The sequence below is a fragment of the Streptomyces sp. ITFR-21 genome, from assembly GCF_031844685.1.
In the GTDB taxonomy this organism is placed as follows: domain Bacteria; phylum Actinomycetota; class Actinomycetes; order Streptomycetales; family Streptomycetaceae; genus Actinacidiphila.
In genome coordinates this window covers 5,300,130-5,323,078 of sequence record NZ_CP134605.1, presented here as the reverse complement: position 1 = coordinate 5,323,078, position 22,949 = coordinate 5,300,130, and the positions used below count along the sequence as shown (strand labels likewise).

22 protein-coding genes and 1 pseudogene are annotated in these 22,949 nt (G+C 72.2%); 4 read left to right on the top strand and 19 right to left on the bottom strand.

The window, feature by feature from the left end; genetic code table 11:
• Positions 1-296: 296 nt before the first annotated feature.
• From RLT57_RS23910 to RLT57_RS23900, 3 genes and pseudogenes are all read right to left on the bottom strand, one after another.
• A pseudogene (locus RLT57_RS23910) lies at positions 297-4,013 on the bottom strand (AAA family ATPase); the annotation flags it as partial.
• 223 nt (positions 4,014-4,236) lie between these two features.
• Positions 4,237-4,440 (bottom strand): hypothetical protein, encoded by a 204-nt coding sequence (locus RLT57_RS23905; protein ID WP_311299323.1) that lies wholly within the window; start codon positions 4,438-4,440, stop codon positions 4,237-4,239.
• Between the two features lie 308 nt (positions 4,441-4,748).
• A complete protein-coding gene (locus RLT57_RS23900; RefSeq protein ID WP_311299322.1) occupies positions 4,749-5,030 on the bottom strand; it encodes an acylphosphatase in 282 nt (93 codons plus the stop codon).
• A 148-nt stretch (positions 5,031-5,178) separates the two neighbouring features.
• On the opposite strand from RLT57_RS23900, the gene RLT57_RS23895 reads away from it, so the two are divergent.
• A complete protein-coding gene (locus RLT57_RS23895; RefSeq protein ID WP_432759753.1) occupies positions 5,179-6,087 on the top strand; it encodes a CAP domain-containing protein in 909 nt (302 codons plus the stop codon).
• Here RLT57_RS23895 and RLT57_RS23890 read toward each other — a convergent pair.
• The 5 genes from RLT57_RS23890 to RLT57_RS23870 are packed head-to-tail and all read right to left on the bottom strand — an operon-like array spanning position 6,015 to position 9,565.
• Positions 6,015-7,346, bottom strand: coding sequence for a tyrosine-type recombinase/integrase (locus RLT57_RS23890; protein ID WP_311299320.1), 1,332 nt, complete (start codon positions 7,344-7,346; stop codon positions 6,015-6,017). The genes RLT57_RS23895 and RLT57_RS23890 overlap by 73 nt on opposite strands.
• Entirely contained in the window at positions 7,346-7,540 is a 195-nt protein-coding gene (locus tag RLT57_RS23885) for a helix-turn-helix transcriptional regulator (protein WP_311299319.1), read from the bottom strand. The genes RLT57_RS23890 and RLT57_RS23885 overlap by 1 nt, the downstream gene beginning before the upstream one ends.
• Positions 7,540-8,940 carry a replication initiator protein RepSA gene (gene repSA / locus RLT57_RS23880; RefSeq protein WP_311300838.1) on the bottom strand — a complete coding sequence of 467 codons (1,401 nt, stop codon included), beginning with the start codon at positions 8,938-8,940 and terminating at the stop codon, positions 7,540-7,542. Before repSA ends, RLT57_RS23885 begins: the two co-directional genes overlap by 1 nt.
• A gap of 26 nt (positions 8,941-8,966) precedes the next feature.
• Complete coding sequence (locus tag RLT57_RS23875; RefSeq protein WP_311299318.1) at positions 8,967-9,218, bottom strand: hypothetical protein; 252 nt, start codon at positions 9,216-9,218, stop codon at positions 8,967-8,969.
• Positions 9,215-9,565, bottom strand: a complete 351-nt coding sequence (locus RLT57_RS23870) for a hypothetical protein (RefSeq protein WP_311299317.1) — start codon at positions 9,563-9,565, stop codon at positions 9,215-9,217. Before RLT57_RS23870 ends, RLT57_RS23875 begins: the two co-directional genes overlap by 4 nt.
• 184 nt (positions 9,566-9,749) lie before the next feature.
• On the opposite strand from RLT57_RS23870, the gene RLT57_RS23865 reads away from it, so the two are divergent.
• The gene (locus RLT57_RS23865) at positions 9,750-10,487 is read left to right on the top strand and encodes a GntR family transcriptional regulator (RefSeq protein WP_311299316.1); all 738 of its coding nucleotides are present in this window, start codon (positions 9,750-9,752) and stop codon (positions 10,485-10,487) included.
• A gap of 1,043 nt (positions 10,488-11,530) precedes the next feature.
• Here RLT57_RS23865 and RLT57_RS23860 read toward each other — a convergent pair.
• Both RLT57_RS23860 and RLT57_RS23855 read right to left on the bottom strand, forming a co-directional pair.
• On the bottom strand, positions 11,531-12,139 hold the full coding sequence (locus RLT57_RS23860; protein ID WP_311299315.1) for a DUF2314 domain-containing protein: 609 nt from the start codon (positions 12,137-12,139) through the stop codon (positions 11,531-11,533).
• Positions 12,136-12,447: a PadR family transcriptional regulator gene (locus tag RLT57_RS23855; protein ID WP_311299314.1), complete on the bottom strand. Its 312-nt coding sequence runs from the start codon at positions 12,445-12,447 to the stop codon at positions 12,136-12,138. The genes RLT57_RS23860 and RLT57_RS23855 overlap by 4 nt, the downstream gene beginning before the upstream one ends.
• A gap of 407 nt (positions 12,448-12,854) precedes the next feature.
• On the opposite strand from RLT57_RS23855, the gene RLT57_RS23850 reads away from it, so the two are divergent.
• Positions 12,855-13,313, top strand: a complete 459-nt coding sequence (locus RLT57_RS23850; protein WP_311299313.1) for a winged helix-turn-helix transcriptional regulator — start codon at positions 12,855-12,857, stop codon at positions 13,311-13,313.
• Here the strand turns inward: RLT57_RS23850 and mutM are convergent.
• The 9 genes from mutM to RLT57_RS23805 all read right to left on the bottom strand — a co-directional run bounded on the left by mutM (position 13,286) and on the right by RLT57_RS23805 (position 22,466).
• Positions 13,286-14,152 (bottom strand): bifunctional DNA-formamidopyrimidine glycosylase/DNA-(apurinic or apyrimidinic site) lyase, encoded by an 867-nt coding sequence (mutM, locus tag RLT57_RS23845; protein WP_311299312.1) that lies wholly within the window; start codon positions 14,150-14,152, stop codon positions 13,286-13,288. The two genes, RLT57_RS23850 and mutM, sit on opposite strands and share 28 nt — an antisense overlap.
• A gap of 58 nt (positions 14,153-14,210) precedes the next feature.
• Positions 14,211-14,996 (bottom strand): ribonuclease III, encoded by a 786-nt coding sequence (gene rnc, locus RLT57_RS23840; RefSeq protein WP_399129262.1) that lies wholly within the window; start codon positions 14,994-14,996, stop codon positions 14,211-14,213.
• Positions 14,997-15,003: 7 nt separating this feature from the next.
• The gene (rpmF, locus tag RLT57_RS23835) at positions 15,004-15,177 is read right to left on the bottom strand and encodes a 50S ribosomal protein L32 (RefSeq protein ID WP_069465182.1); all 174 of its coding nucleotides are present in this window, start codon (positions 15,175-15,177) and stop codon (positions 15,004-15,006) included.
• 2 nt (positions 15,178-15,179) lie between these two features.
• Complete coding sequence (locus RLT57_RS23830; protein ID WP_311300836.1) at positions 15,180-15,800, bottom strand: YceD family protein; 621 nt, start codon at positions 15,798-15,800, stop codon at positions 15,180-15,182.
• 148 nt (positions 15,801-15,948) lie between these two features.
• Positions 15,949-17,121 carry an ATP synthase F0 subunit B gene (locus RLT57_RS23825; RefSeq protein WP_311299311.1) on the bottom strand — a complete coding sequence of 391 codons (1,173 nt, stop codon included), beginning with the start codon at positions 17,119-17,121 and terminating at the stop codon, positions 15,949-15,951.
• 10 nt (positions 17,122-17,131) lie between these two features.
• Positions 17,132-17,611 (bottom strand): pantetheine-phosphate adenylyltransferase, encoded by a 480-nt coding sequence (gene coaD / locus RLT57_RS23820; RefSeq protein WP_311299310.1) that lies wholly within the window; start codon positions 17,609-17,611, stop codon positions 17,132-17,134.
• 35 nt (positions 17,612-17,646) lie between these two features.
• Positions 17,647-18,228, bottom strand: coding sequence for a 16S rRNA (guanine(966)-N(2))-methyltransferase RsmD (gene rsmD / locus RLT57_RS23815; RefSeq protein ID WP_311299309.1), 582 nt, complete (start codon positions 18,226-18,228; stop codon positions 17,647-17,649).
• 89 nt (positions 18,229-18,317) lie between these two features.
• Entirely contained in the window at positions 18,318-20,507 is a 2,190-nt protein-coding gene (gene recG / locus RLT57_RS23810; protein WP_399129259.1) for an ATP-dependent DNA helicase RecG, read from the bottom strand.
• Positions 20,508-20,573: 66 nt separating this feature from the next.
• Complete coding sequence (locus RLT57_RS23805) at positions 20,574-22,466, bottom strand: DAK2 domain-containing protein (RefSeq protein ID WP_311299307.1); 1,893 nt, start codon at positions 22,464-22,466, stop codon at positions 20,574-20,576.
• A 264-nt stretch (positions 22,467-22,730) separates the two neighbouring features.
• Here RLT57_RS23805 and rpmB point away from each other — a divergent pair, with 264 nt between their 5' ends.
• On the top strand, positions 22,731-22,916 hold the full coding sequence (rpmB, locus tag RLT57_RS23800) for a 50S ribosomal protein L28 (protein WP_033173090.1): 186 nt from the start codon (positions 22,731-22,733) through the stop codon (positions 22,914-22,916).
• Positions 22,917-22,949 lie beyond the last annotated feature (33 nt).

The following is a 22,949-nucleotide window of genomic DNA, read 5'->3' as shown; positions in this document are numbered from 1 at the left end:
TGGTCTCCCCGGGCTCGGCGGTGAGTCCTCAGATGAGGGTCTGGATCTTCAAGTGTCGAGTGACCGGGCACGGGCCACCACTCGAACGTTTCGGCATCATCCGCGAGATCATGCCGCCGGTCTTCGGACGCCGAGGGCCCGGACGACGACCGCGGGGGAAGCCGGTAGCGCCTCCCGGACCGCCACCGGAACCGCCCGGACCGCGCAGTCCCTCAGGACGCGGCGGTGTCCGCCGGTTCGCCGGGGGACGGCGCGGCCGCCTCCCGGGCGCCGCGGACCGGCCGACTCCTGGTTTCCCGCAGCCGCTGGCTGATCACCTTGGACACCCCGTCGCCCTGCATCGATACGCCGTACAGGGCGTCGGCGACCTCCATCGTGCGCTTCTGGTGGGTGATGACGATCAGCTGCGAACTCTCCTGGAGCTCCTCCATGATCCGGATCAGCCGCTGCAGGTTGGTGTCGTCCAGCGCCGCCTCGACCTCGTCCATCACGTAGAACGGGCTCGGCCGGGCCTTGAAGATCGACACCAGCATCGCCACCGCGGTCAGCGAGCGCTCGCCGCCCGACAGCAGCGACAGCCGCTTGACCTTCTTCCCGGGCGGCCTGGCCTCGACGTCCACGCCCGTGGTGAGCATGTTGTCCGGGTCGGTGAGCAGCAGCCGGCCCTCGCCGCCGGGGAACAGCCGGGAGAACACGCCCTCGAACTCGCGGGCTGTGTCGTGGAAGGCGGCGCTGAACACCTGCTCGACCCGCTCGTCCACGTCCTTGATCACCTGGAGCAGGTCAGCGCGGGTCCTGCGCAGGTCCTCCAGCTGCTCGGTGAGGAACCTGTGCCGCTCTTCCAGGGCGGTGAACTCCTCCAGCGCCAGCGGGTTGACCCTGCCCAGCTGGGCGTACGCCTTCTCCGCGGCCCGCAGCCGCTTCTCCTGCTCGGCCCGTACGTAGCGGACCGGCTGGTTACGCGGGTGGGCCGGATCCTCGGGCAGCACCTCGCCCTCGGCGGGCGGCGACGGCGGTACCGGCAGCGTGGGGCCGTACTCGGCGACGAGCCCGGCCGGCTCCATGCCGTGCTCCTCCAGCGCCTTGGCCTCCAGCTGCTCGATGCGCATCCGCTTCTCGGCGCCGAGCACCTCGCCCTTGTGCACGTCGCCGGTCAGCCGGTCGAGTTCGCCCTTGAGCTCCCGGCCGCGGCGGCGCTCCTGGCCGAGCGCCGCCTCCCGCTCGGTCCTGGCCTGCTCGGCTGCGGCGCGCTCGGCCTCGGCCCGGGTCAGCGAGACCTGTACGCACTCCAGCAGCGCGCGGGTGCCGGCCACCACGGCGGCGGCGACCGACGCCTCGTAGGCCAGTCGGGCCCTGCGCCTGTCGGCCCTGGCCCTGGTCTCCCGTTCGGCGCGGGCCGCCCGGTCCAGGCCGTCGGCGCGCCCGGCCAGTGCCTTGACCCGCTCCTCGTGGGTTCGGAGCTGGAGCCGTGCCTCCATCTCGGTCTGCCGGGCGTTGGCGCCGTCGGCGGCGAGGCGGTCGCGGACGGAGGTGTCGGGCTCCTCGTCGCCGGGCTCCTCCTGGGCCTCGCCGAGCCGGTACGACAGCTCCTCGAACTCCTCACGCGCGGCGGCCAGCGCCTCCTGCGAGCGTACGACGGCCGCCGCCGCCCGGTCGGCCTCCCCCGCGGCGGCGCGCGCCTGCCCGCCGAACCGGCCGAGCTGCTGGGCGACCGCCGACTTCTCCTTCTCTGCGGCGCGCCGCCGCTGCGCCAGCTCCTCCACCGCCCGGACCGCGGCGGCCCGCCGTTCCTTGGCGGCCTGCTGCTGCCCGGCCAGCTCGCCGCACAGCGCCTCCAGCCGGGCCAGTTCCGCGGTGGCCTCGTCCACCTGGGCCTGGACCTCCAGGACGCTGGGCGCCTTCGCCGAGCCGCCCTGCGCCAGGTGCGCGGCCAGCACGTCGCCGTCCGCGGTCACCGCGGTCAGCGCGGGATGGCGTACGACCAGCGCCTCGGCGTCGTCCAGGGTCCGCACCACCACGGTCTCGCGCAGCAGTCGGCGCACCGCGGGCATCAGGTCGCCGCCGGCCGTCACCAGGTCGGCGGCGAACCGGGCGCCCTCGGGGAGGGCGGTCCCGGCGAGGGCGGTCCTGGGGACCGGCACGGCGCCGACGGTGGCCGGAGAGCCGGCGCCGGGCGCCGGGCCGGGCGCGCCGAGCCGGGCGCCGGGCACAGCGGGCGGCGGGAGGTCGTCGGGGAGGGCGGGTCCGGCCGGGCCGGCCGGGAGTTCGGGTCCGGCGTGGCCCGCCGGGGGCTCGGGGGCGCCGGCCAGCAGCAGCGCGGCGCGGCCGGCGTCGCCCGCGCGGAGCAGCCGCAGCGCCTCGGCGGCGGCCGAGGGGCCGGTGACGGCGACCGCGTCGGCGGCGGCGCCCAGCGCCGCGGCGACCGGGATCTCGTAGCCGGGGGCGACCCGGAGCAGGGCGGCGGCCGAGCCGAGCACTCCGGCCGGGCGGCCGTCGCCGAGCAGCGCTCCGGTGCCGTCCTTGCGGCGCAGCGCCGGGGCGAGGGCGTCGCGGCGGGCGGCGACGGCGGCGCGGCCTCGTTCGGCGGCGGTGGCGGCCTCGCGGGCGGCGCTGAACTCCTCCTCGGCGGTGACCTGTGCGGCGCGGGCGCTCTCGTAGCGGGCTTCCAGTTCCGAGTCGTCGGCGTCCAGGCCCTCGACCTGGGCGCGCAGCTCCTCGTACTCGGCCTGCGCGGACTCCGCCCGGTCGCGGGCCTCGTCGCGGCCGGCGCTGAGCCGGCCGATCTCGGCCTCGGCGGCGGCGGCCTTGGAACGGGCCGCGTTGACCTGGCCGCTCAGCCGGGCCAGTCCCTCGCGGCGGTCGGCGATGGCGCGGGCGGCGGCCCTGAGCCCGGCCTCCTCGTCGGACAGACGGCGTTCGAGCTCGGCGCGGTGGTCGACGGTGTCGTCCAGGGCACGCTGGGCGGCCTCCAGCGCCTCGGTCAGTTCGGCCTCCTGCTCGCGGATCCGGGCGGCCTCGCGCTCCGTGTCCTCCGGGTCGCGGCCCCTGCGCTCCTCGGCGGGCTGGCCGGTGGCGTGCCGGTGCCGCTGTTCCGCCAGGCCGATGGTGCCGCGCACCCGTTCGGAGAGCTGGGACAGCGCGTACCACGTGGCCTGGGCCTCGTTGACCCGCGGGGTGAGGGCGCGGACCTGCTCCTCCAGCCGGGCCTCGCGCCGCAGGGAGTCGGCGAGTTCGGCCTCCACGGCGCCCCGCCGCTCCTTGAGCGCGGCCTCGTCGGCGACTTCGGCGCGCAGCGCCTCCCGCAGCGTCACCAGGTCGTCGGCGAGCAGCCGCAGCCGGGCGTCGCGCAGATCGGCCTGGATGACGGCGGCCCGGCGGGCGACCTGGGCCTGCCGGCCGAGCGGTTTGAGCTGGCGGCGCAGCTCACTGGTGAGGTCGCTGACCCGGGCCAGGTTGGCCTGCATCGCGTCCAGCTTCCGCAGCGCCTTCTCCTTGCGCTTGCGGTGCTTGAGGACGCCGGCCGCCTCCTCGATGAAGGCGCGGCGACCCATCGGGTCGGCGTGCAGCACCGAGTCGAGCTGGCCCTGGCCGACGATGACGTGCATCTCGCGGCCGATGCCGGAGTCGGAGAGCAGTTCCTGGATGTCGAGCAGCCGGCAGGTGTCGCCGTTGATCTGGTACTCGCTGCCGCCGTTGCGGAACATGATCCGCGTGATGGTGACCTCGGTGTACTCGATCGGCAGCACACCGTCGGAGTTGTCGATGGTCAGCGACACCTCGGCGCGGCCCAGCGGGGGGCGGCCGGTGGTGCCGGCGAAGATGACGTCCTCCATCTTGCCGCCGCGCAGCGACTTGGCACCCTGCTCGCCCATGACCCAGGACAGCGCGTCGACCACGTTGGACTTTCCGGACCCGTTGGGGCCGACGACGCAGGTGATTCCGGGCTCGAAGCGCAGTGTCGTCGCCGAGGCGAATGACTTGAAACCGCGCAACGTGAGGCTTTTCAGATGCACGCCGGTCGACTCTACTAGGGCCGCCCGGTTTCACCCGTGAACGCGCAGGGCAGACCAGACGTAGAGCGGGGCGGTTCGGGGTACGGGAGGGGTGGCCGAGGCCGACGAGCAGGCTACAGCAGGCGAACAACAGGCCGGAAAAGGCGAAGGGACGCCGAGGCGTCCCTTGTTATACCGTTTCACGCGGTGTCCGGGATACACCCGTCCGGCGGATCGAGCCGGATCAGGCGGGCACGGGCTCCGCGCGGACTACATCGAGGCTGCTGAGCAGCGACTCTTCATGCGACGCGACCGACAGCGAGTCGTTCTCCGCCTGCATCCGGATGAGCTCGGATTCCAGGTCCTGGACGCGCTGCTGGAGCCTTCGCATCTCGGCGAGGAGTCGCGGGTCGGGACCGCCGACGTAACCGAGAAGCGCCTTTGCCATGATGGATGGTCCTCCACGCTGAGTGACCGACCGTAGCGGGGTAGGTCGTGGGTGAGGGTCTCTAACGCTCCCACGCGCGGTAAGCGGGAATACACCGCGACCACCGTCTGCGTTCCTTGGGGCCACGCCGCGCGGGGCTTTTAGCGTCTCACCATTTAGGGGGACGGTCAACACGATCACAGCCCAACCGTCGGGTGCGCCTCAGAAAACACGGCGCTGACGGCGCCGCGGGCTGCCCGCAGGGCTTCGAGATCATCCTCGATGGGGGCAGCCTGACACGGCATCCGTCATATGGCAACAGGCTGTGCTCAGCGGATCTCGAATCCTTCGTATCCACCGCGCGGTGTCCCCCAGATTTCGGTCACCCCGTCGACGTGACCGGGCGTGTCGCCGTGCCGGAGCCAGTCGAGCAGGCGTTCGCACTGGTCGCGGACCCCCTCCGCCACGACCTGGACCCGGCCGTCGCCGAGGTTGCCGGCGTAGCCGGACAGTCCGCCGATCTCCAACGCGGTGGCGCGGGTCCACCAGCGGAAGCCGACACCCTGGACCCGGCCGCGCACCCACACGGTGAGCCGGACATTTTCGTTCATGTACGCACGCTATCTCTCCTGCATCCCTCTTCCTCCGACCGGATCACGTCGCCTGCGGGCGTCATTCGCTACAGTCGCCCACCGACGGGTTTCACTCGTTCGGGTTACACAGCCTGGGCGGCGAGCGGAGCAGTGAGGAGCGCGGCAAATGGGGCGACACGGCCGTCTTGCGCAGCCGGCGGCACCGCAGCCCGGCCCCCGCGGTCACCGCGGCCGGCGCAGGCACCACCCGATGCGTACCGGGCTGCTGGCGTCCTCGGCGGCGATGGCGGTCGGCGCGGTGGCCGCCTCCTCCGGGCTGCTGTCCGGGGTGGCGGGCAAGCTGCCGTACCAGGGCGGCGCTGGCGGCGGCACCCAGGCGGCGGGCCCGGTGCCCACCGTGCCCAGCGGCGACATCCCCTCGCCGCTCGGCGAGAGCACCACGCCGGCCGGCCGCGGCGCCACCACTCCCACCGCGCCCGGTGCCACCACCGCACCCGGCAGCCCGTCGGTGAGCGCCCCCGGCGGCGGCACGTCCGCGTCCCGGCCGCTCGCTTCCCCCGGCGGCAGCGCCCCGGCGGGAACGGCCACGCCGGCGGCGCCGACACCCACCCGCACCACCGCGGCCCCCACCACCCCCGTGGTGACGCTCGCCCCGGCCCGTACCACCCCGGCGACCGCTCCCGCCTCCCCCGACGCGGTGACCGCGGCCCGCGCCCAGATCCTCGCCCTGGTCAACGACCAGCGGGCCACCGCCGGCTGCAAGCCGCTGACCGCGAGCTCCGCTCTCGACCAGCTGGCCCAGAGCTTCAGCGACGACATGGCCGCCCGCGGCTTCTTCGACCACACCGACCCCGACGGCCGCACCCCCTGGGACCGCGCCAAGGCCCTGGGCATCGCCAACCTCGGCGGCGAGAACATCGCCCGCGGCCAGGCCGACGCCCAAGCCGTCATGGACGCCTGGATGAACAGCCCCGGCCACCGCGCGAACATCCTCAACTGCGACTACACCACCCTCGGCGTCGGCATCCACTTCGCCCCGGGCGGCCCGTGGTGGACCCAGGACTTCGGCTTCTGAGAACCTCCCAGGTCAGAAGCTTGCCCACTCCCCCGGGCCGTGTCCGGGCCGTCTTCCGTCGACCCAGGAACCCCGAAGACTCGATCCACGGCGGCCCGAGTACGCGTCTCGCTGGCCGGCATCAGGTGCGTGTACGTCCGCAGCGTGAAACCGGGGTCGTGGTGCCCGAGGTACTCACTCAGCGCCTTGATGCTCTCCCCCGCGTCCAGCAGCACCGAGGCGTAGAAGTGCCGCAACGCGTGCATGCCGTTGTCCCGCCCCGACACCACGCCAGCCGATCGAACCGCAGGCCGCCATACCCGATCGTTGAAGCGGTTCCGGTTTAGCGACAGCCCCTCGGCACTGGTGAATATGAGCGTCGCGGTGACCGGGGGCCCATCGAGCGTCCGCCACGGCAGCGTGACCTCCCGGGCGGGGAAGCTCGTAAGGTGGGCAGCCAGCGCGAAGGCCACCGATTCCGGCAGTGGAACGTCCCGCTCTTTGCCGCTTTTGGGCGGGGCGAACACCGGACGGTTCCGGAGCAGCTTTACTTGCCGCACCACGTGCACAGTCCCGTCTAGAAAGTCCACGTCCTCCAGCGCCAGGCCGAAGACCTCACCTTGTCTCAGCCCGCATCCGGCGGCAGGCTCGACCATTGCACGGTACTGGTCCGGCAATGCCGCGCGGACAGCCATCACACGCTCGGCCGGCCAGGGCTTCACCTTCCGAGGATCCAGCCGCGGAGCCTTGACCGATCGCGCGCTGCATGGATTCACACGGATGATGCGGTCTTCCACGGCAGCGGTGAACACCGTTGAGACGTGCGCGAAGATGCCCCGCCTGTACGCAGGCGACAGCTTGGCGTCTTCCAGGAGCCGCATCCAAGCCCGCAGGTGTGTTGGCGTGAACGAGCCGATCGGCCGCGACCCGATGTGCGGAAGCGCATGCAGCCGAAGCCGCGACTCCACCGACTCCCGCGTCGAGGGGTCCGTGCCCTGTGTCGCCATCCACTTCACGGCGTACTGCTCGAAGGTCACCTTCCCGGCAACCGGGTCCACGTAGTCGCCACGGGACATGTCCGCCTCGACGTTGGACAACCACACCTCCGCCCGACGCTTCTGCTTGTCCGGGAAGGATTGGCTCCGCTCGGTCCCATCGGGACCCACGTAACGCGCCCGGTAGCGGAGACCCGTCCCGTAGCGATCAGTCTTGACCTTGACCGTCTTGCCGTTGGGACTAATCTCGGTCTTGTACCAGCGGTCTTGGATGTGTCCAGCCATTACGCGGCCCCTTCCATCAGTGAGGAGATCCAGCGGCGTACGTCTTCGGGGTCGTAGCGGAGGTGGCGGCCGACGCGGAATCCGCGCGGTCCGGTGTGCTTGCGGCGCCATTGGTACACGGTCTCCAGCGGGACGCCGAGCAGGTCAGCCAGGTCCAGCGGGGTCAGGTACCGGTCGGGAAGCGAGCGGGACATCAGACAGCCACCTCCCAGTCGTCTTCCAACTCGGTGCGTGCTTCGCGTGCTGCGGTTCGGCTGGCGGCGAGGTCGCGGGCGATGGTGGCGGCGAGCCAGGATTCGCCGGGGGTGTGGCCGTGTCCGGCATAGGTCCAGTGGGCGAGGGTGAGTGTGGAGCCCTCCGGTGCGTCGTCCGGGTCGGGCAGGCCCCGTTGGTGGCGTTCCTGGCGGGCCCGGTAGTCGGCGCGGACCTGCCGCAGGGCTCCCAGCGTCGTGCTGTAGTGGCGGGATTTGGTGGAGAAGTGCCCGCGGAAGCCGAGCATGTGGGCCCACTGGGCGAGCTTGCGTTCGGGGTAGTCGCCGTCGAGGTCGAAACAGGCTTCGATCAGGCGCCGGGCGTGCGGGGGCAGGCCGGGCAGCTTGTCCAGCTCGGGGAGTTCCCCGATGCGGCGGTCAACGGTGCCGGTGGTCTCGGCGGCTTTGGTGGCGTACTTGGCCACGTACGCGGCCACGGCCTGCTCGGTCAGTTCCTCGCCGTCGGTGGTGGTGGTGCCGATGGGCTGGACGTCCACCTGTGCGCCCCAGCGCAGGACCAGGGCGGGGCGGTCCCCGGCGGCCGGGACGGGTACGGACACGCGGGCAGCGGCGGCCTTGATGGCGTCACCGAGCAGGCCGGTACTGGCCCAGGCGGGAGGGGTGTCCTCAGGTCCGGCGGGGCCGTCCAGGCGCACGATGGCGTGGAAGTGGACCGCGCCGCGCTTTTGGAACTCGGCGACCTTCCCGAAGGAGACCCGGCACACGTCGGTCAGGGCGGATTGGGTCATGCCGGTGCGGGCGGCCAGTTCCCGGCGCAGGTAGATGGTGAAGCGGCGCCACAGGTCCCCTGCGTGGTTGTTCCACAGCACCGCCCCGGCGTAGTCGTACGAAGCGGGGTTCAGGGCCGTGCCCAGTTCCGGAGCGGTCTCGGTGTGGGCGGTGCCGCAGCGGCAGCGGCCCGCAGTGGGGCGGTTGTGGACCGGGCCGAAGGACGGGGCGGTGAGGGTGGCGAAGACCTTCGGGTGGGCCCGTACGGTGCGCGGGGTGCCCTTGGCCGGGTCGCCGGTCAGCCCGGCGCGGATCAGGTGGAAGGTGTCCCCGGCGTAGAGCCAGGCGCACGAGGGGCAGCGCGAGGCACGGCGGTTGCCGCACGCCACCCGTAACCGGCCACCGGGCTCCCCAGCCGTGTCGTACGAGTACAGGACATCGCCCGTGGCGCGGTCGCGGGTGACCGTCAGGCCCGACAGGTGGATGGGGTCGGAGCAGCCACCGGTACGGCGCACCTGCTCCTGCCACCGCTCGAAACCGGGGCTGTTGGCGACACGCAGCAGGTCGGCCATGGTCACCGGGTCGGTGCCGACCGAGGCAGCCACGGGGGCCACCTCCACCGGGGAAACGGGGAAGATGTTCACCAGCGCCGCCCCCGCTTGGGCGTGCTGGCCGTGGGGCACGCAGGCCCGGAAGCCGTGCGCCTGTCCTTCCGGTCGCCACCCTCCTCGTACGCCTCAAGGTGCGGGACTTCGTGGTACAGGTGGAAGCTCCGGGCCGCACGCTCGTCACGACGCAGTTGCTTGAAGTGCTCCCATTCCATCTCCTGCCGGTCGATCGCGTCGTCGCCACTCTCGCCGTCATTGTCTTTCCGGCCGAAGAAGCCCATCACGCAGCCACCCCCACCAGGGCGCGAAGCCGATCGATGTGCGCGGCCAAGCGGGCGGAAGCAGCGGCACCGAGGCGCGGCAGGCTGCCGGGGTCATGCTCCTCCAGACCCGAGCCGCCGCACCCCTCGCAGAAGACCGACAGCGAGTCGTCACCGGCCCAGCCGAAGCCCTCGCACCAGTCGCAGTCACCCCACGCACGGGACATCAGGTCACTCAGGCACTCCGCCGGGGCGAAGCAGTACGAGCCGCCACAGGCCGGGCAGCCACGGCCCGACATCACCAAACGAACAGGCTCCAGACGGGTGGCAGGTAACGCGACGACCGGCGCGAGCACAACAGAAACAGGCATGATGGAAGCTCCCTCAGTGGGACCGGGAGCGGCGCGCTTGCTTGGCGGTAGGAGCGCCGTTCTCGGGCAAATGACATGTGCCGATTCCCACCTGTTGAAGCGGTGGGGCACAGCTCTATAGTGTTCTAGAGCACCGCACCCGTCAAGGGGTGTACTGAAGTGCTTTAGAACAGGAGCTATGTCGATGCCCCGGAACGTGCCTGCCCTGCCGCCCTACCAGCGCATTGCTGCGCAGATCAAAGGGCAGATCGAGCGCGGGGAGCTGCGCCCGGGAGACCGCATCCCGTCTGTCCGCGACATCATCCGCGACGAGAACGTGTCGGTCGCGACAGCCACCCGAGTAGCGGCGGTACTGCGGGCAGAGGGTTACGCAGAGACCATCCCCGGGATTGGAACGGTGGCGCGTATGCCCAGCAAGATCACGACCGGCCCTGACCGACTCCAATTGCAGCGGACCACCGGGAGCGGATTCCGGCCGGGGGAACGGGTCGAGATCGTCAGCGCGGAGATGGCCCCCGCATCCGCGGAAGTCGCCGACGCGCTCGAAGTCGATGAGGGAAGCTCCGTAGTGCAGCGGCGGAGGAGGTATCTGGACGAGGAGGGGGTGATTGCCCTGTCCACGTCGTGGCTGCCAAAGGAGTTGGGAGAAGCCGCCCCGGAGCTGATCTCGACGGGCCCCTTGCCGAAGATGACGTTCGGCTTGATCGAGGACCGGACCGGGCGCCGGGCAGTGAAGCGGCGCGATGTCGTGTCGATCTGTCCCGTACCCGAAGATGTTGCTCCGCTGCTGAACGTCGAGGCCGGAAGTCTGGCCCTCAGCATGGCCAACACGTACTGGGACCAGCACGGCCACGTCACCGAGTACGCCCGCGATTTCATGGGTGCCGACCGCGAGCTTGCCGCCGACTACGACCTTGAGTAGCCCGACCGCACACGCATGATCCGGTTACAGGTTTCCCTACCTCATCAAGCTCCGCCCGTGCCGGGCGGAGGAGGGGAGAGGGGGACCGCTGTGGGGCCCACCAGGAGGGACCGCAACAGTGCGGGAGCGGCCGTTCGGCCGGCCACAGACGTACGGTACGGCAGGAAAACGGGGCACGGGATCAAGCCCGCTGGGCAGAACCGCCTGGATCGCCTGAGTACGAGGGACAGTTGGCCGGCCGGCCGGGGGTGTTCTTGCCCGGCCCGCGCCGGGGTCGAAGTCCCGCGGATCGGGTGGGTCTGCCCTTCCGGGCATCCGGCAGCGGTGGGGCAATCGGCCCCAAGGCCGTCGCTACGGAGACCACCAGTCGGCCGGCCAATGCCGGCCACCCGGGGCTCGGGGGCTCGGACCCCCGGCCCTGCCTTCGGCGGCCGGCGGCCCGGCCCCCGGCCCCGTGCCCGCAGAGCAGACACGGGATCCCCGCTACACGCTTTGCCCTGCCCTCCACCTACCGGACCCTGGACCAATATCACCCGCCCAGAACACGAACCCCCGGCCAGGCAGCACCACAACCCGGACACCAGCACACACCCCGAACCCCACCACCACAGCCAGCACCCACGACCAGCCCGGACCGGCACCACCGACCACGCCAGGGCAACAACCCGCGCAGAGGTCGGAACAGGAAGAAGAAAGCGGCAGGTGAGTGGGGGGATGTGCCTCCGGCGGGGGCGCTCAGGCTCCGAGATGGAGGGGGCACCGCCGGCGAGTGCACGTTCGTGGGGGTGCAGGAGGAGGCTTCCATCCCACCTGCCATCGACCCGGGCAAGCCGAGCAGTCGCGGCCCAGGGCGTCAAGGTCGTACGTCCAGCAGGGCGCTCCACCTTGACGCCCTGAACCACGCCCGCTCCACAAAAGTGCGGGCCGACGGCAGACGGGATGGAAGCAGGGGCGAGGCTTGGGGACTATCCAGCAAACTGGCCCGCATAAGGCCACAGGGCCCCGCTGCCTGCGAATCAAAAAACCCAAGCCGCTCCGCCGAACTACGTTTCCTCAAGCAAGTTCGGAGCGCTCGGACCCTGACAGAGTTGGGTGCTGTCGTCGTCCCAGTCGATGTCAATAATATGGTCGTACTTGAAGCGGACCTTGTCCCCGTGGTATAGGCGGGGAATCCCAATCGGCTGATTGTGTAGCACACCGACGATCTTGCGCTTTTTGATCGCAACGATCTCGACCCACATGCGTTCCCCCCAGCCGTCCCGCATGTTGAACATGAGCTTCACCGCGATACCGGGCCTCAGCGCACGCTTCTCCTCAGCGGAAGGAATCCAGAAGCTTTGCGGGTGCCGGCGGTTGGACTTAACTCCAGAGGTCAGGTGCCAGCGATCGATGACGCGTCCAGTTGCAGCCCACAGCAGACGGGGCCAGAGCCCGTCAAAGAGGGCCACCTCCAATTGCTCAATCACCCAGAAGGGTCGCTCAACGCGAGGAACAGCAGTCAGTTCCGCACGCAACTCAGCCCGTCGTGGATCGTCCCGCTCAAAGGCCAGGACAACCAGGCGAAGCAGTGCACCCGGGGCAAACCCGAAGACGACAAGGGCGGCGACAAGGAGCGGCCACGACGCCACAGCGCCGACAAGCTCAGCAATCACTGGGCGGGCCTCCCGACAAGTGCACGGAATCGCTCGTCACGCTGAGCATCCCGAAGGATCGCAGTTACTGCGACCTGTCCTTCACCCGTGAGCGTGTAGTAGCGACGCGGAGGCCGCTTGTCCTCGATCTCAGCCGGATCTTCCCAACCATCCTCGACCCATCCATCTTCCAGCATGCGCCTGAGCATGGGGTAGAGAACGCCGGACCGGACGCCCGCCTGCTTCGACAACTCGTATCCCCAGTGGCGACCCTCTGGGTCCTCCATCAGTGCCAAGATCACTTGGATCAAGGCGTGAGTCTTTCGCATATCTCGTACTATACCTATGTAGATTACGGATCGCCAGCACACAACGCCGCGCCGCTCAAGCCCAGCAGCGCGCTCACGGGCCGTCCCCGGGCCGTCCGAGGTAGCACAGCGGCGACCAACGCTGACAACCGTTGACGGCTCGGCCGCAGGTCACAGCGTTGGTCACCCACAAGGCCCCAGGTCAGCGGGACCCCGCGTCACTTCTTCGGCTTCTGAGGGGGTCCCTTGGGGGCCGCCTTCTCGCCAACGGGTGTGGGTGCCCGGCGGGGTGGGGGCGCCCTGGGGTGGGCGCCCCCACCCCGCCGGGCACCCACCCCACCGCACCATCACCCCCGACGGCATCCCCCTGGGGCACCGACCCGCTCGGCGGCGAGAAGGCGGCAAAAAAGGGGCGGTATTCTCGGAAGATGAGCGAGCTGAGGGGCGGGACGGGCGCCGGGGTGGGGGAAGGAGCCGGGAGTGCCGGGGTGCTCGACGCTGCTGCGGGGGCGGCGCCCGGGGAGGCGTTCGACGTATTCGTCCGGGGGTGCCCGTCGCGCGGCACACTGGAGCATGTGACCGGGCGCTGGGGCGCCCTGACGCTGTGCGCGCTGAACGGGGACACCCTGCGGTTCAACGAGCTGCGGCGCCGGGTGGAGGGGGTCAGCGAGAAGATGCTGGCGCAGACCCTGCACGCGCTGGAGCGCGACGGGCTGGTGCTGCGTGACGCCCGGCCGACCAATCCGCCGCACGTCGAGTACCGGCTCAGCCCGCTCGGCGCGGCCACCGCCCGGCCGCTGCGCGAGCTGATCGGGCTTCTGGAGCGCCGGATGCCGGACGTGCTGGCCGCCCGCAGCTCCTACGACGCGGCCCGCGGCTCCGGCTGACAGCGCGGGCAGAAGTAGCTGGAGCGGTTCATCCAGGCGCGGCGCCGGATCGGGGTGCCGCACCGCCGGCAGGGCAGGTCTTCCCGGCCGTAGGCGTCCAGCGACCGGTCGAAGTAGCCCGATTCGCCGTTCACGTTGACGTACAGGCTGTCGAAGCTGGTGCCGCCGGCGGCCAGCGCGTCGCCCATCACCTCGCGGATGTGCGTGAGGAGTTCGGCGGTACGGGGGCGGGTCATGGTCGCGGCGGGCCGCTCGTAGTGCAGCCTGGTGCGCCATAGCGCCTCGTCGGCGTAGATGTTGCCGACGCCGCTGATCAGCGACTGGTCGAGCAGGGCGCGCTTGACGGTGGTGCGCTTGCGGCGCAGCGCCGCGTGGAAGGCGTCGTCGTCGAACGCCGGGTCGATCGGGTCGCGGGCGATGTGCGCGAGCGGCTGGGGCAGGTTCTCCCGGTCGCCGGCGACCGTCTCGTGCAGCGAGACCCCGCCGAAGGTCCGCTGGTCCACGAAGCGCAGGTCGGTGCCCTCGCTGTCGGCGAACGTCAGCCTGACCCGCAGGTGCGTCTCCGGCGGGGCCTGCGCCGGCCGGATCAGGAACTGCCCGCTCATGCCCAGGTGGGCGACCATCGCGGTGTCCTCGTCCAGCGGCACCCACAGGTACTTGCCCCTGCGGTGGGCCGGCCCGAGCACCGCGCCCCGCAGGCGCTTGGCGAAGTCGTCGGCCCCCGCGGGATGCCGCCGTACCGCCCGCGGGTGCAGCACCGTCACCTCGTCGACGGTCCGGCCGCTCGCCCACCGGGCCAGCCCGCGCCGAACGACTTCCACTTCCGGCAGTTCGGGCACGGCTCTCCTCGTGGTACGGGAGCGGGACGCCCCCGAAGGGGCGCCCCGCGAGGCCGGCTCAGCTCGCCGGGGAGGTCGACGCCTTGCGGATGCTGCGCCAGGCCGCCTCGGCGGCCTGCTGCTCCGCTTCCTTCTTGCTGCGGCCGGTGCCGGTGCCGTACTCGACACCACCGACGCGGGCGGCAGCCGTGAAGGTCTTCTCGTGGTCGGGGCCGGATTCGGTGACACCGTATTCGGGGACGCCGAGGCCCTCGGAGGCGGTGAGTTCCTGCAAGGAGGTCTTCCAGTCCAGGCCGGCGCCCAGGTTGGAGGACTCCTCGATCAGGGGGTCGAAGAGCCGGTGGACCAGTTCGGAGGCCGCGTCGAGGCCCTGATCGAGGTAGACCGCCCCGATCACCGCCTCGAGCGTGTCCGCGAGGATGGACGCCTTGTCCCTGCCGCCGGTTCCCTCTTCGCCCCGGCCGAGCCGGATGAACGCGCCCAGGTCGAGCCCGCGGCTGACGCCCGCCAGGGCCCGCGAGTTGACCACCGCGGCCCGCAGCTTGGCCAGTTGGCCCTCGGGTAGGTCGGGGTGGGTGCGATAGAGGGTGTCGGTGACCACCAGCCCGAGCACGGAGTCCCCGAGGAACTCCAGCCGTTCGTTGGTGGGCAGCCCGCCGTTCTCGTACGCGTACGAGCGGTGGGTCAGCGAGCGCACCAGAAGGGCGGGGTCGAGGTGGTACCCGAGCCGCCCTTCCAGGAGCGCGTGGGACGAGGCCTTGTCCGCGGCGTCCGCGGCCTTCTGCGACGCCGGTGCGTCGGGTTGGGAGGACGTGGGGGACGTTGAGGACACGGTGCCTGTCACCCGCCGATCAGACCTCGAGGACCTGACGACGGTTGTAGGTGCCGCAGCTCGGGCACGCGATGTGCTGGAGCTTCGGCTCGTGGCAGCGCTCGCACGCCACCAGGCTCACGGGCGCAGCCTTCCACTGCGAACGGCGGTGGCGCGTGTTACTGCGCGACATCTTCCGCTTGGGAACAGCCACGGCTACTTCTCCTGGTTCTCGTCGGTGTCGTCTCCGGCACCGCTGTGCGGATGGAGATCCTTGGTCAGATCCTTCAAGGCCGCCCAACGGATGTCGGTGACCTCGTGGTGGTGGTCCGGGTCGTCGGCGAGCAGGGCCCCGCATTCGGAGCACAGGCCCGGACAGTCGTCCCGGCACACCGGCCGGAGCGGCAGTGCGAGCACCACCGCGTCCCGCAGTACGGGTTCGAGGTCGAAGAGGTCGTCTTCGAGCTCAAGCACGTCCTCGTCCTCGGCGTCGTCACCGGCTTCGTCCCTGCGGGCGGTCCTGGTGTCGGCGTCGGGGTAGGAGAACATCTCCTGGAAGTCCGTGTCCAGCTCGCGCCGTACGGGCTCCAGGCACCTTACGCACTCCCCCGTCACCGGCGCGCGGACGGTGCCGGTGACCAGCACACCCTCCATGACCGACTCCAGGCGGAGGTCCAGCACGACGGCGGCGCCCTCCGGCACCCCGATGACGTCGATGATGCCGAGGTCCTTGGGGGCGGGCACCGACCGGGAGACCTTCTTCATCGCGCCAGGACGACGGCCCAGCTCGCGTGTGTCGAACACGAGCGGGTCACGGTGGTCGAGGCGGGTGTTCAGGGCTTCCTGCTTTCATCGGTACGGCCGGTGCGCGCCCTTGCGGGCGGGCAGGCCGAAGCGCCGGCGATTCACACGGCTGGAGCTCACAGGATACTGGACGCGCCGCCCCGGCCCAAACAGAGCCGGTACGGGGCCCGGACGACCGCGGTCAGCGGCCCTGTTCGAGTTCCCGCAGCCGGTTGAGGTCGATCAGGCCGGTGTCGAAGAAGCTGGTCTCGTCCAGCGCCGCGGGCTGCGGCGCGTACCCCTCCTGCGGCTGGTACGGGAGCTGCGGCGGGTACTGCTGCTGCTCGTAGCCCTGCTCCTGGTCGTAGCCGTAGGGCGCGGCCGGATCCTGCGGGAAGGACTGCTGCGGGGTGTACGGGTCGGCCGCGTATCCGGCCTGCTGCGCGTACTCCTGCTGCTGCGGCTGCTGCGGGTAGTCCTGCCGGTCGTAGCCGTAGGGCGCGGCCGGATCCTGCGGATAGGGCTGCTGGCCGTACGGGTCGGCCTGGGCGGGGACGGGGGCCTGGGCGGCGGCCGGGGCGTAGCCGTACTGGCTGAGTTCGGCCTGCCCGGAGGGCACCGGGGCGGCCAGGCCCGCCATGTACTCCGCGTCGCTCTGGTGGTGTCCGCCGACCTGCTCGCCGAGGCCCTCGGCGGCGTCCGCGGCGGCCATCTGCGCGGCCAGGTCGTCGATCGGGTTGTGCCCGGTGAGCTTGAGCCGGCCGCGGCCGACCGCCTCCAGGGTCTTGGTGAGCACTGCTTCGAAGGCGCCGAGCTTGGTGTCCACGTACTCGTCGGCGCGGCGGCGCAGCGTCTCGGGGTCGGCGCTGCGCTCGGGGGCGTCCGGGTCGTCGTCCTGCCCGTAGCCGTCCTCGGTGTAGTCGGCGTACGGGTCGCGGCCCAGCAGCTTCTCCCGGCCACGGTCGACCGAGCCGATGGTCTTGGTGAGGACCACCTCGAAGTTGGCGAGTTTGCTGTCCACGTAGTCGTCGGCCTCGGCCCGGATCTCCTCGGCCTCGCGGCGGGCCTCGGCCACGATCCGCTCGGCCTCGTCCTGCGACCGGCGGGCGATCTGGGTGTCGGAGACGAGCGAGCCGCGCTCGGCGTGGGCCGCCTGGATGATCCGCTGGGCCTCGGCCCTGGCCTCCTGGACCATCTGCTCGCGGTCGCCGAGGAGTTCCTCGGCCTGGGAGAGGGAGGTCGGCAGTGCCGCGGAGACCTCGTCGAGCATGGCCAGCAGCTCGGCCCGGTTCACCACGCAGGAGGCCGACATCGGCATCGACCGGGCGCCGGCGACGGCTGCCGCGATCTCATCGAGCTTCTTCTGGACGTCCACGACGCAGACTCTACTGCTGCCGGAGCCTGGCGGTCAGCGCGTCCAGCACCTGCGCCGGTACCAGGTGCGAGATGTCGCCGCCCCACTGGGCGACTTCCTTGACGAGGCTGGAGGACAGGAAGCTGTAGGCGGGGTTGGTGGGGACGAAGAGGGTCTCCACGCCCGACAGTCCGATGTTCATCTGGGCCATCTGCAGCTCGTAGTCGAAGTCGCTGACCGCCCGCAGGCCCTTGACGATGGCGGGGATGTCGCGCTGCTTGCAGAAGTCCACCAGCAGGCCGTGGAAGGACTCGACCTGGACGTTGCCCAGTTCGCCGGTGACCTCCTCGATGAGGGCGATCCGCTCGTCGACGCTGAACAGGCCCTGCTTGGACTTATTGATCATCACGGCGACGTGCACGGTGTCGTACAGCCGGGCGGCGCGGGCGATGATGTCGAGATGTCCGTTGGTGATGGGGTCGAAGGACCCCGGACAGACGGCGCGGCGCAAGAGTGGCTCCTCGCTAGGAATCGACTCGGGCGGGCTCATGACCCGGCGGCAGCTTCGGCGGCGCGACCGTACCAAAGAGTCGCCTCGCCGTAGCGCCGGGAGCGCAGGCCCTCGAACCCGGCCGGCCAGTGGAACTCGCCGCTCCGGGTCCTGCGCTCCACGGTGACCAGCGCTTCCCCGGCCAGCCAGTCATTCGCCAGGAGTGTGAGCAGGATCTCCCGCAGCTCCTCGCCGGGAACGTCGTAGGGCGGGTCCAGGAACAGCACGTCGTACGGGGGTCCGGGCGGCGCCGCGGTCACCGCCTTCTCGGCCCGCGCGGTGCGCACCTCGGCGCCGGGCAGCCGCAGCGCCGCCACGTTCTCCCGTACCACCCGGGCGGCGCGCGGGTCGGCCTCCACCAGCAGGACGTGCTCGGCGCCGCGGGACAGCGCCTCCAGGCCGACCGCGCCGGAACCGGCGTACAGGTCGAGCACCCGGGCGCCCCGCAGGGTGCCGCGCAGCGAGGTCCAGGCGGAGAACAGCCCCTCCTTGGCGCGGTCGGAGGTGGGGCGGGTCCCGGTGCCCGGCGGCACGGCCAGGCGACGCCCGCCGGCGGCGCCGGCGATCACGCGGGTCATGAGCGGCTCACCCGCACGACACTACCCCCGGCGCCGCCCATGGCCTGCCCATGGCCTGCCCATGGCCTGCCCCCGGCCTGCCCCCGGCCTCACCCCTTGTCGAGGTACTCCTCGCGGTCGGCGTCCAGCAGGCTGTCCAGGGCGCTGCGCAGGTCGGGGTGCGCGGTCAGTTCCGGGTCGGCGCCGACCACGGCGGTGGCCTCGTCCCGGGCGGCGGCGATGACGTCCTCGTCGTCCATGACGGTCAGTACCCGCAGCGAGGAGCGGCTGCCGGACTGGGCCTGGCCCAGCACATCGCCCTCACGGCGCTGTTCGAGGTCGATCCGGGACAGCGCGAAGCCGTCCAGGGTGGCGGCCACGGCGTCCAGCCGGGCCCGGGCGGGGCCGGCCTCGGGCGCCTCGGAGACCAGCAGGCACAGGCCGGGCGCGGAGCCGCGGCCGACCCGGCCGCGCAGCTGGTGCAGTTGGGAGACGCCGAACCGGTCCGCGTCCATGATCACCATCGCGGTGGCGTTGGGTACGTTCACGCCGACCTCGATGACGGTGGTGGCCACCAGGACGTCGGCCTCGCCGGCGGTGAAGCGGCGCATCACCTCGTCCTTGGCGTCGGCGGCCATCCTGCCGTGCAGCACCTCGACCCGGAGCCCGGCCAGCGGGCCGGCGGCGAGCTGCCCGGCGGTCTCCAGCACGGCCAGCGGCGGCCTGCGCTCGCCGTCGTCCGGCTGCTTCCTCCCGGTGTCCTCGTCGTCGCCGATCCGCGGGCAGACCACGTACGCCTGGTGTCCGGCCCCGACCTCCTCCCGGACCCGCTCCCAGGCGCGGGCCAGGAAGTGCGGCTTGTCCGCGGCCGGTACGACGTGGGTGGCGATCGGCGAGCGGCCGGCGGGCAGCTGGTCCAGGACGGAGGTCTCCAGGTCCCCGAAGACGGTCATGGCGACCGTCCGCGGGATCGGGGTGGCGGTCATCACCAGCAGGTGCGGCGGCTGACCGCCCTTGGCGCGCAGCGCGTCCCGCTGCTCCACCCCGAAGCGGTGCTGCTCGTCGACGACCACCAGGCCCAGGTCGTGGAAGCGCACCGTGTCCTCGATCAGCGCGTGGGTGCCGATGACGATCCCGGCCTCGCCGGTCACCAGGTCCAGCAGTGCCCGGCGGCGGGCGGCGGTGCCGGTCGAGCCGGTCAGCAGCACGACCTTCGTGCCGAGGTCGGCGCCGCCGAGCATGCCGGCCTGCGCGAGGTCGCCCATCATCTCGGTGACCGACCGGTGGTGCTGCTGCGCCAGCACCTCGGTGGGGGCGAGCAGCGCGGCCTGCCCGCCCGCGTCGACCACGCCGAGCATCGCCCGCAGCGCGACCAGCGTCTTGCCGGAGCCGACCTCCCCCTGCAGCAGCCGGTGCATCGGGTGCTCGGTGGCCAGGTCGGCGAAGATCTCCGCGCTGACCGTCCGCTGACCGCCGGTGAGGGTGAACGGCAGCCGCGCGTCGAAGGCGGCGAGCAGTCCGTCGGCGCGCGGCAGCCGGGGCACCGCGGGCAGCGCGGACTCGTCGGCGCGCCGGCGGGCCAGCGCGACCTGGAGGACGAACGCCTCGTCCCACTTCAGCCGGGTCCTGGCGGCGTCGATGTCGGCCTTCGTGCCCGGCCGGTGGATCTTCTCCAGCGCCTCGGGGAGGGTGCCCAGCCCCCGGCTCTCGCGCAGCGGTGCGGGCAGCGGCTCCCCGACCCCGGCCCACCCGGTGGCGCCCAGTGAGTTCAGCGCGGTGTCCACGGTCCGGGCGATCTGCCAGGAGGTGATCTGCTTGCACGCCGGGTACAGCGGGATCAGCCGGTTGGCGAAGGCGTCGACCGCGTCCTCGCCCTCGTCGGCGTCCAGCAGCTGGTAGTCGGGGTGGGCGAGCTGCCGGGTCCGGTTGAAGACGGACACCTTCCCGGAGAACATCCCGCGCCGCCCCGGGATGAGCCGGTGGGCGTGCGCGTGGGCGGCCCGGCTGAAGAACACCAGGGTCAGCGAGCCGCTGCCGTCGGTGACCACCACCTCCAGCCGAACGCCCTTGCCGCCGCCGTACGTCCGCTTGTCCGCCTTGGCGATCTCCGCGACCACGGTCACGTACTCGTCCACGGGGAGGTCGGCGAGCCGGGTCAGCTCGCCGCGCTCGGCGTACCGCCGCGGGTAGTGGTGCAGCAGGTCGCCGACGGTCTTCAGCCCGAGGTGCTCGTCCAGCACCTTCGCGGTGCGGTCGCCGACGAGCTTGCGGAGGTCTTCGTCCATGGGGTTGCCGGTCATCGCGTCCATCTTCGCCTACCGCACCGACAGCGCGCCGGCACCGCCCCGGAGGGTGCCTCCGGCGCGCTACTCGACGCCGATCAGGAGCGGGACGGACTGCGGGCCGCCGGGATAGCTGACCGTGTCGACGGCGAGGTGGGCGGCGCGGATGTGGGACTCCAGGCGGGGGACGAGTCCGGGGTCGGCGCCGGTGCCGGGGATCAGGGTGACGAGTTCGCCGCCTGCGGCGAGCATGCGGTCGAGGACGGTGGCGGCCGTGCCGGCGAGGTCGGATCCGATGACGGCCACGTCGCCGTCGATCAGGCCGAGGACGTCGCCCGCCTGGCAGATGCCCGCCATGGTCCACGAGCGGTGCTCGGCGACGGCGAGTTCGGCGTACCGGGTGGCGCCGGCCGCGGCCGTCATGGCGACGACGTCCTCGTCGAAGTGCCGGGAGGGGTCGTGGACGGCGAGGGCGGCCAGGCCCTGGACGGCGGACCGGGTGGGGATGAGGGCGACCCGGACCCCGGCGGCGCGGGCCTGCTCCGCGGCGGCGCCGGCCGCGTGGCGCAGCTCGGTGTCGTTGGGCAGCAGGACGACCTCGCGGGCGTGGGCACGGCGGATGGCGGCGGCGATCTCGCCGCCTGCGGGCTGCTCACCGGGGCGGACGGCGACGACGGTCGCGCCGGCCTGCGCGCAGAGCCCGGCCAGGCCGTCCCCGTGGACGACGGCGACGACGGCCCGGTGGGCCCGCCCGGTGGCAGGGCGGTCGGCCTGCGCGCCGAAGTGGGTGACGCGGATCCGGTACGGGCGGCCGGCCGCGATGCCGGCCTCCACGGCGGCGCCGACGTCGTCGACGTGGACGTGCACGTGCCACAGGCCGTCGCCGCCGACCACCACCAGGGAGTTCCCGAGGGCGTCGAGCCGGTCGCGCAGCGTGCGGACGGACTCGTGGTCGGCGGCCTCCAGCAGGAAGATCACCTCGAAGGCGGGGCCGTCCTGGCCGGTGCGGTCCTCCTCGGTGCAGACCGGCACGGCATCCTGGCCGCCGTCAGCGTCCCCGTACCCGTCGGATCCGCCCTCGTCCCCTCCCCCGCCGCCGGCCGGCCGCGCGGGGACGGGCAGGGGCCCGTGCCGGAAGGACGTACCGGCGCCGCCGGCCGCGCCGGGCACCGGGCCGACCGGGGCCTGCCCGGTCACCGCCTCGCACAGCGCGCCGAGGACGGCCACCAGGCCGAGGCCGCCCGCGTCCACCACGCCGGCCCGGCGCAGGACGCCGAGCTGGCCTGGAGTGCCGGCGAGGGCGGCCAGCGCCCCGGTGTGGGCGGCCCGGACGACCTCGGCGAGGCCGCCGCCGGTGTCGCGGGCCGCGTGCGCCGCGCCCTTGGCGACGCTGAGCATGGTGCCCTCGACCGGCCGGGCGACCGCCTCGTAGGCGGAGTCGGCGGCGGCGAGCAGCGCGCGGCGCAGGACGGCGGCGGAAAGATCCCCGTCGTCCGCGACCGGGCCCTGCGGCAGGTGACCGGCCGCGGCCGCCAGCGGTCCGGCGCCCCTGCCTGCGGCCGGGCCGCCGTCCGCCGCCCCCGGCCGGCAGGGGCCGCGGCCCCGGTCCGCGAGCCGATCGCAGTCCCCGGGCTGCTCGGCGGCCACGCCCCCCGGCGGGGCGAACGCCTCGTTCATGCCGCGCAGCAACTGCGCCAGGATCGTGCCGGAGTTGCCGCGGGCGCCGATCAGGGCGCCGTGGGACATGGCCCGCAGGCACTCGGGAAGGGTCGGCGGCCGGTCGGCGGCGCGGCCCGCGAAGACCGCCTCGACCGCTTGGGCGGCGGACTCGGCGGTCAGGTAGAGATTGGTGCCGGTGTCGCCGTCGGCGACCGGATAGACGTTGATCGCGTCGATCTCCTCGCGGGCCCGCCCCAGCGCCTTGAGGGACAGTCGGCACCAGGCGCGCACCGCGGAAGCGTCGAGCGAGGGCGGCAACAGGTCCTCCTGGGACACCGGAACGTGGGGCTGCTGCTGGTGAGGGTATCCGTGCGGCGGCGCGCCACCGCGGTCGGGCGCCGCGGAGGTGCGCCGTGGTCTGCCGGGGCGCCGCCGGGCGGACCGGGCCGGGCGCGCGGTCGGGGGCGGTGCTCGGTCCGTGGTAGTTTCGCTGTACGGGAGCGGCCGTTGTATGCTGCTCCGGTTGCCCGGGGCTCTCTCGGGCTTTTCATCGTAAATGCATCTGAAGTCTTGGAGTGTCCCGTGGCTGCCAACTGCGACGTCTGCGGCAAGGGGCCGGGCTTCGGCAACAGCATTTCCCACTCACACCGCCGTACCCCGCGTCGTTGGAACCCCAACATCCAGCGCGTGCGTGCGGTTGTCGGGAAGACGCCGAAGCGGCTCAACGTCTGCACCTCGTGCATCAAGGCCGGCAAGGTCTCGCGCTGACGTAGCGGCGCAGCCTTGCGGCTACCTGAAGCC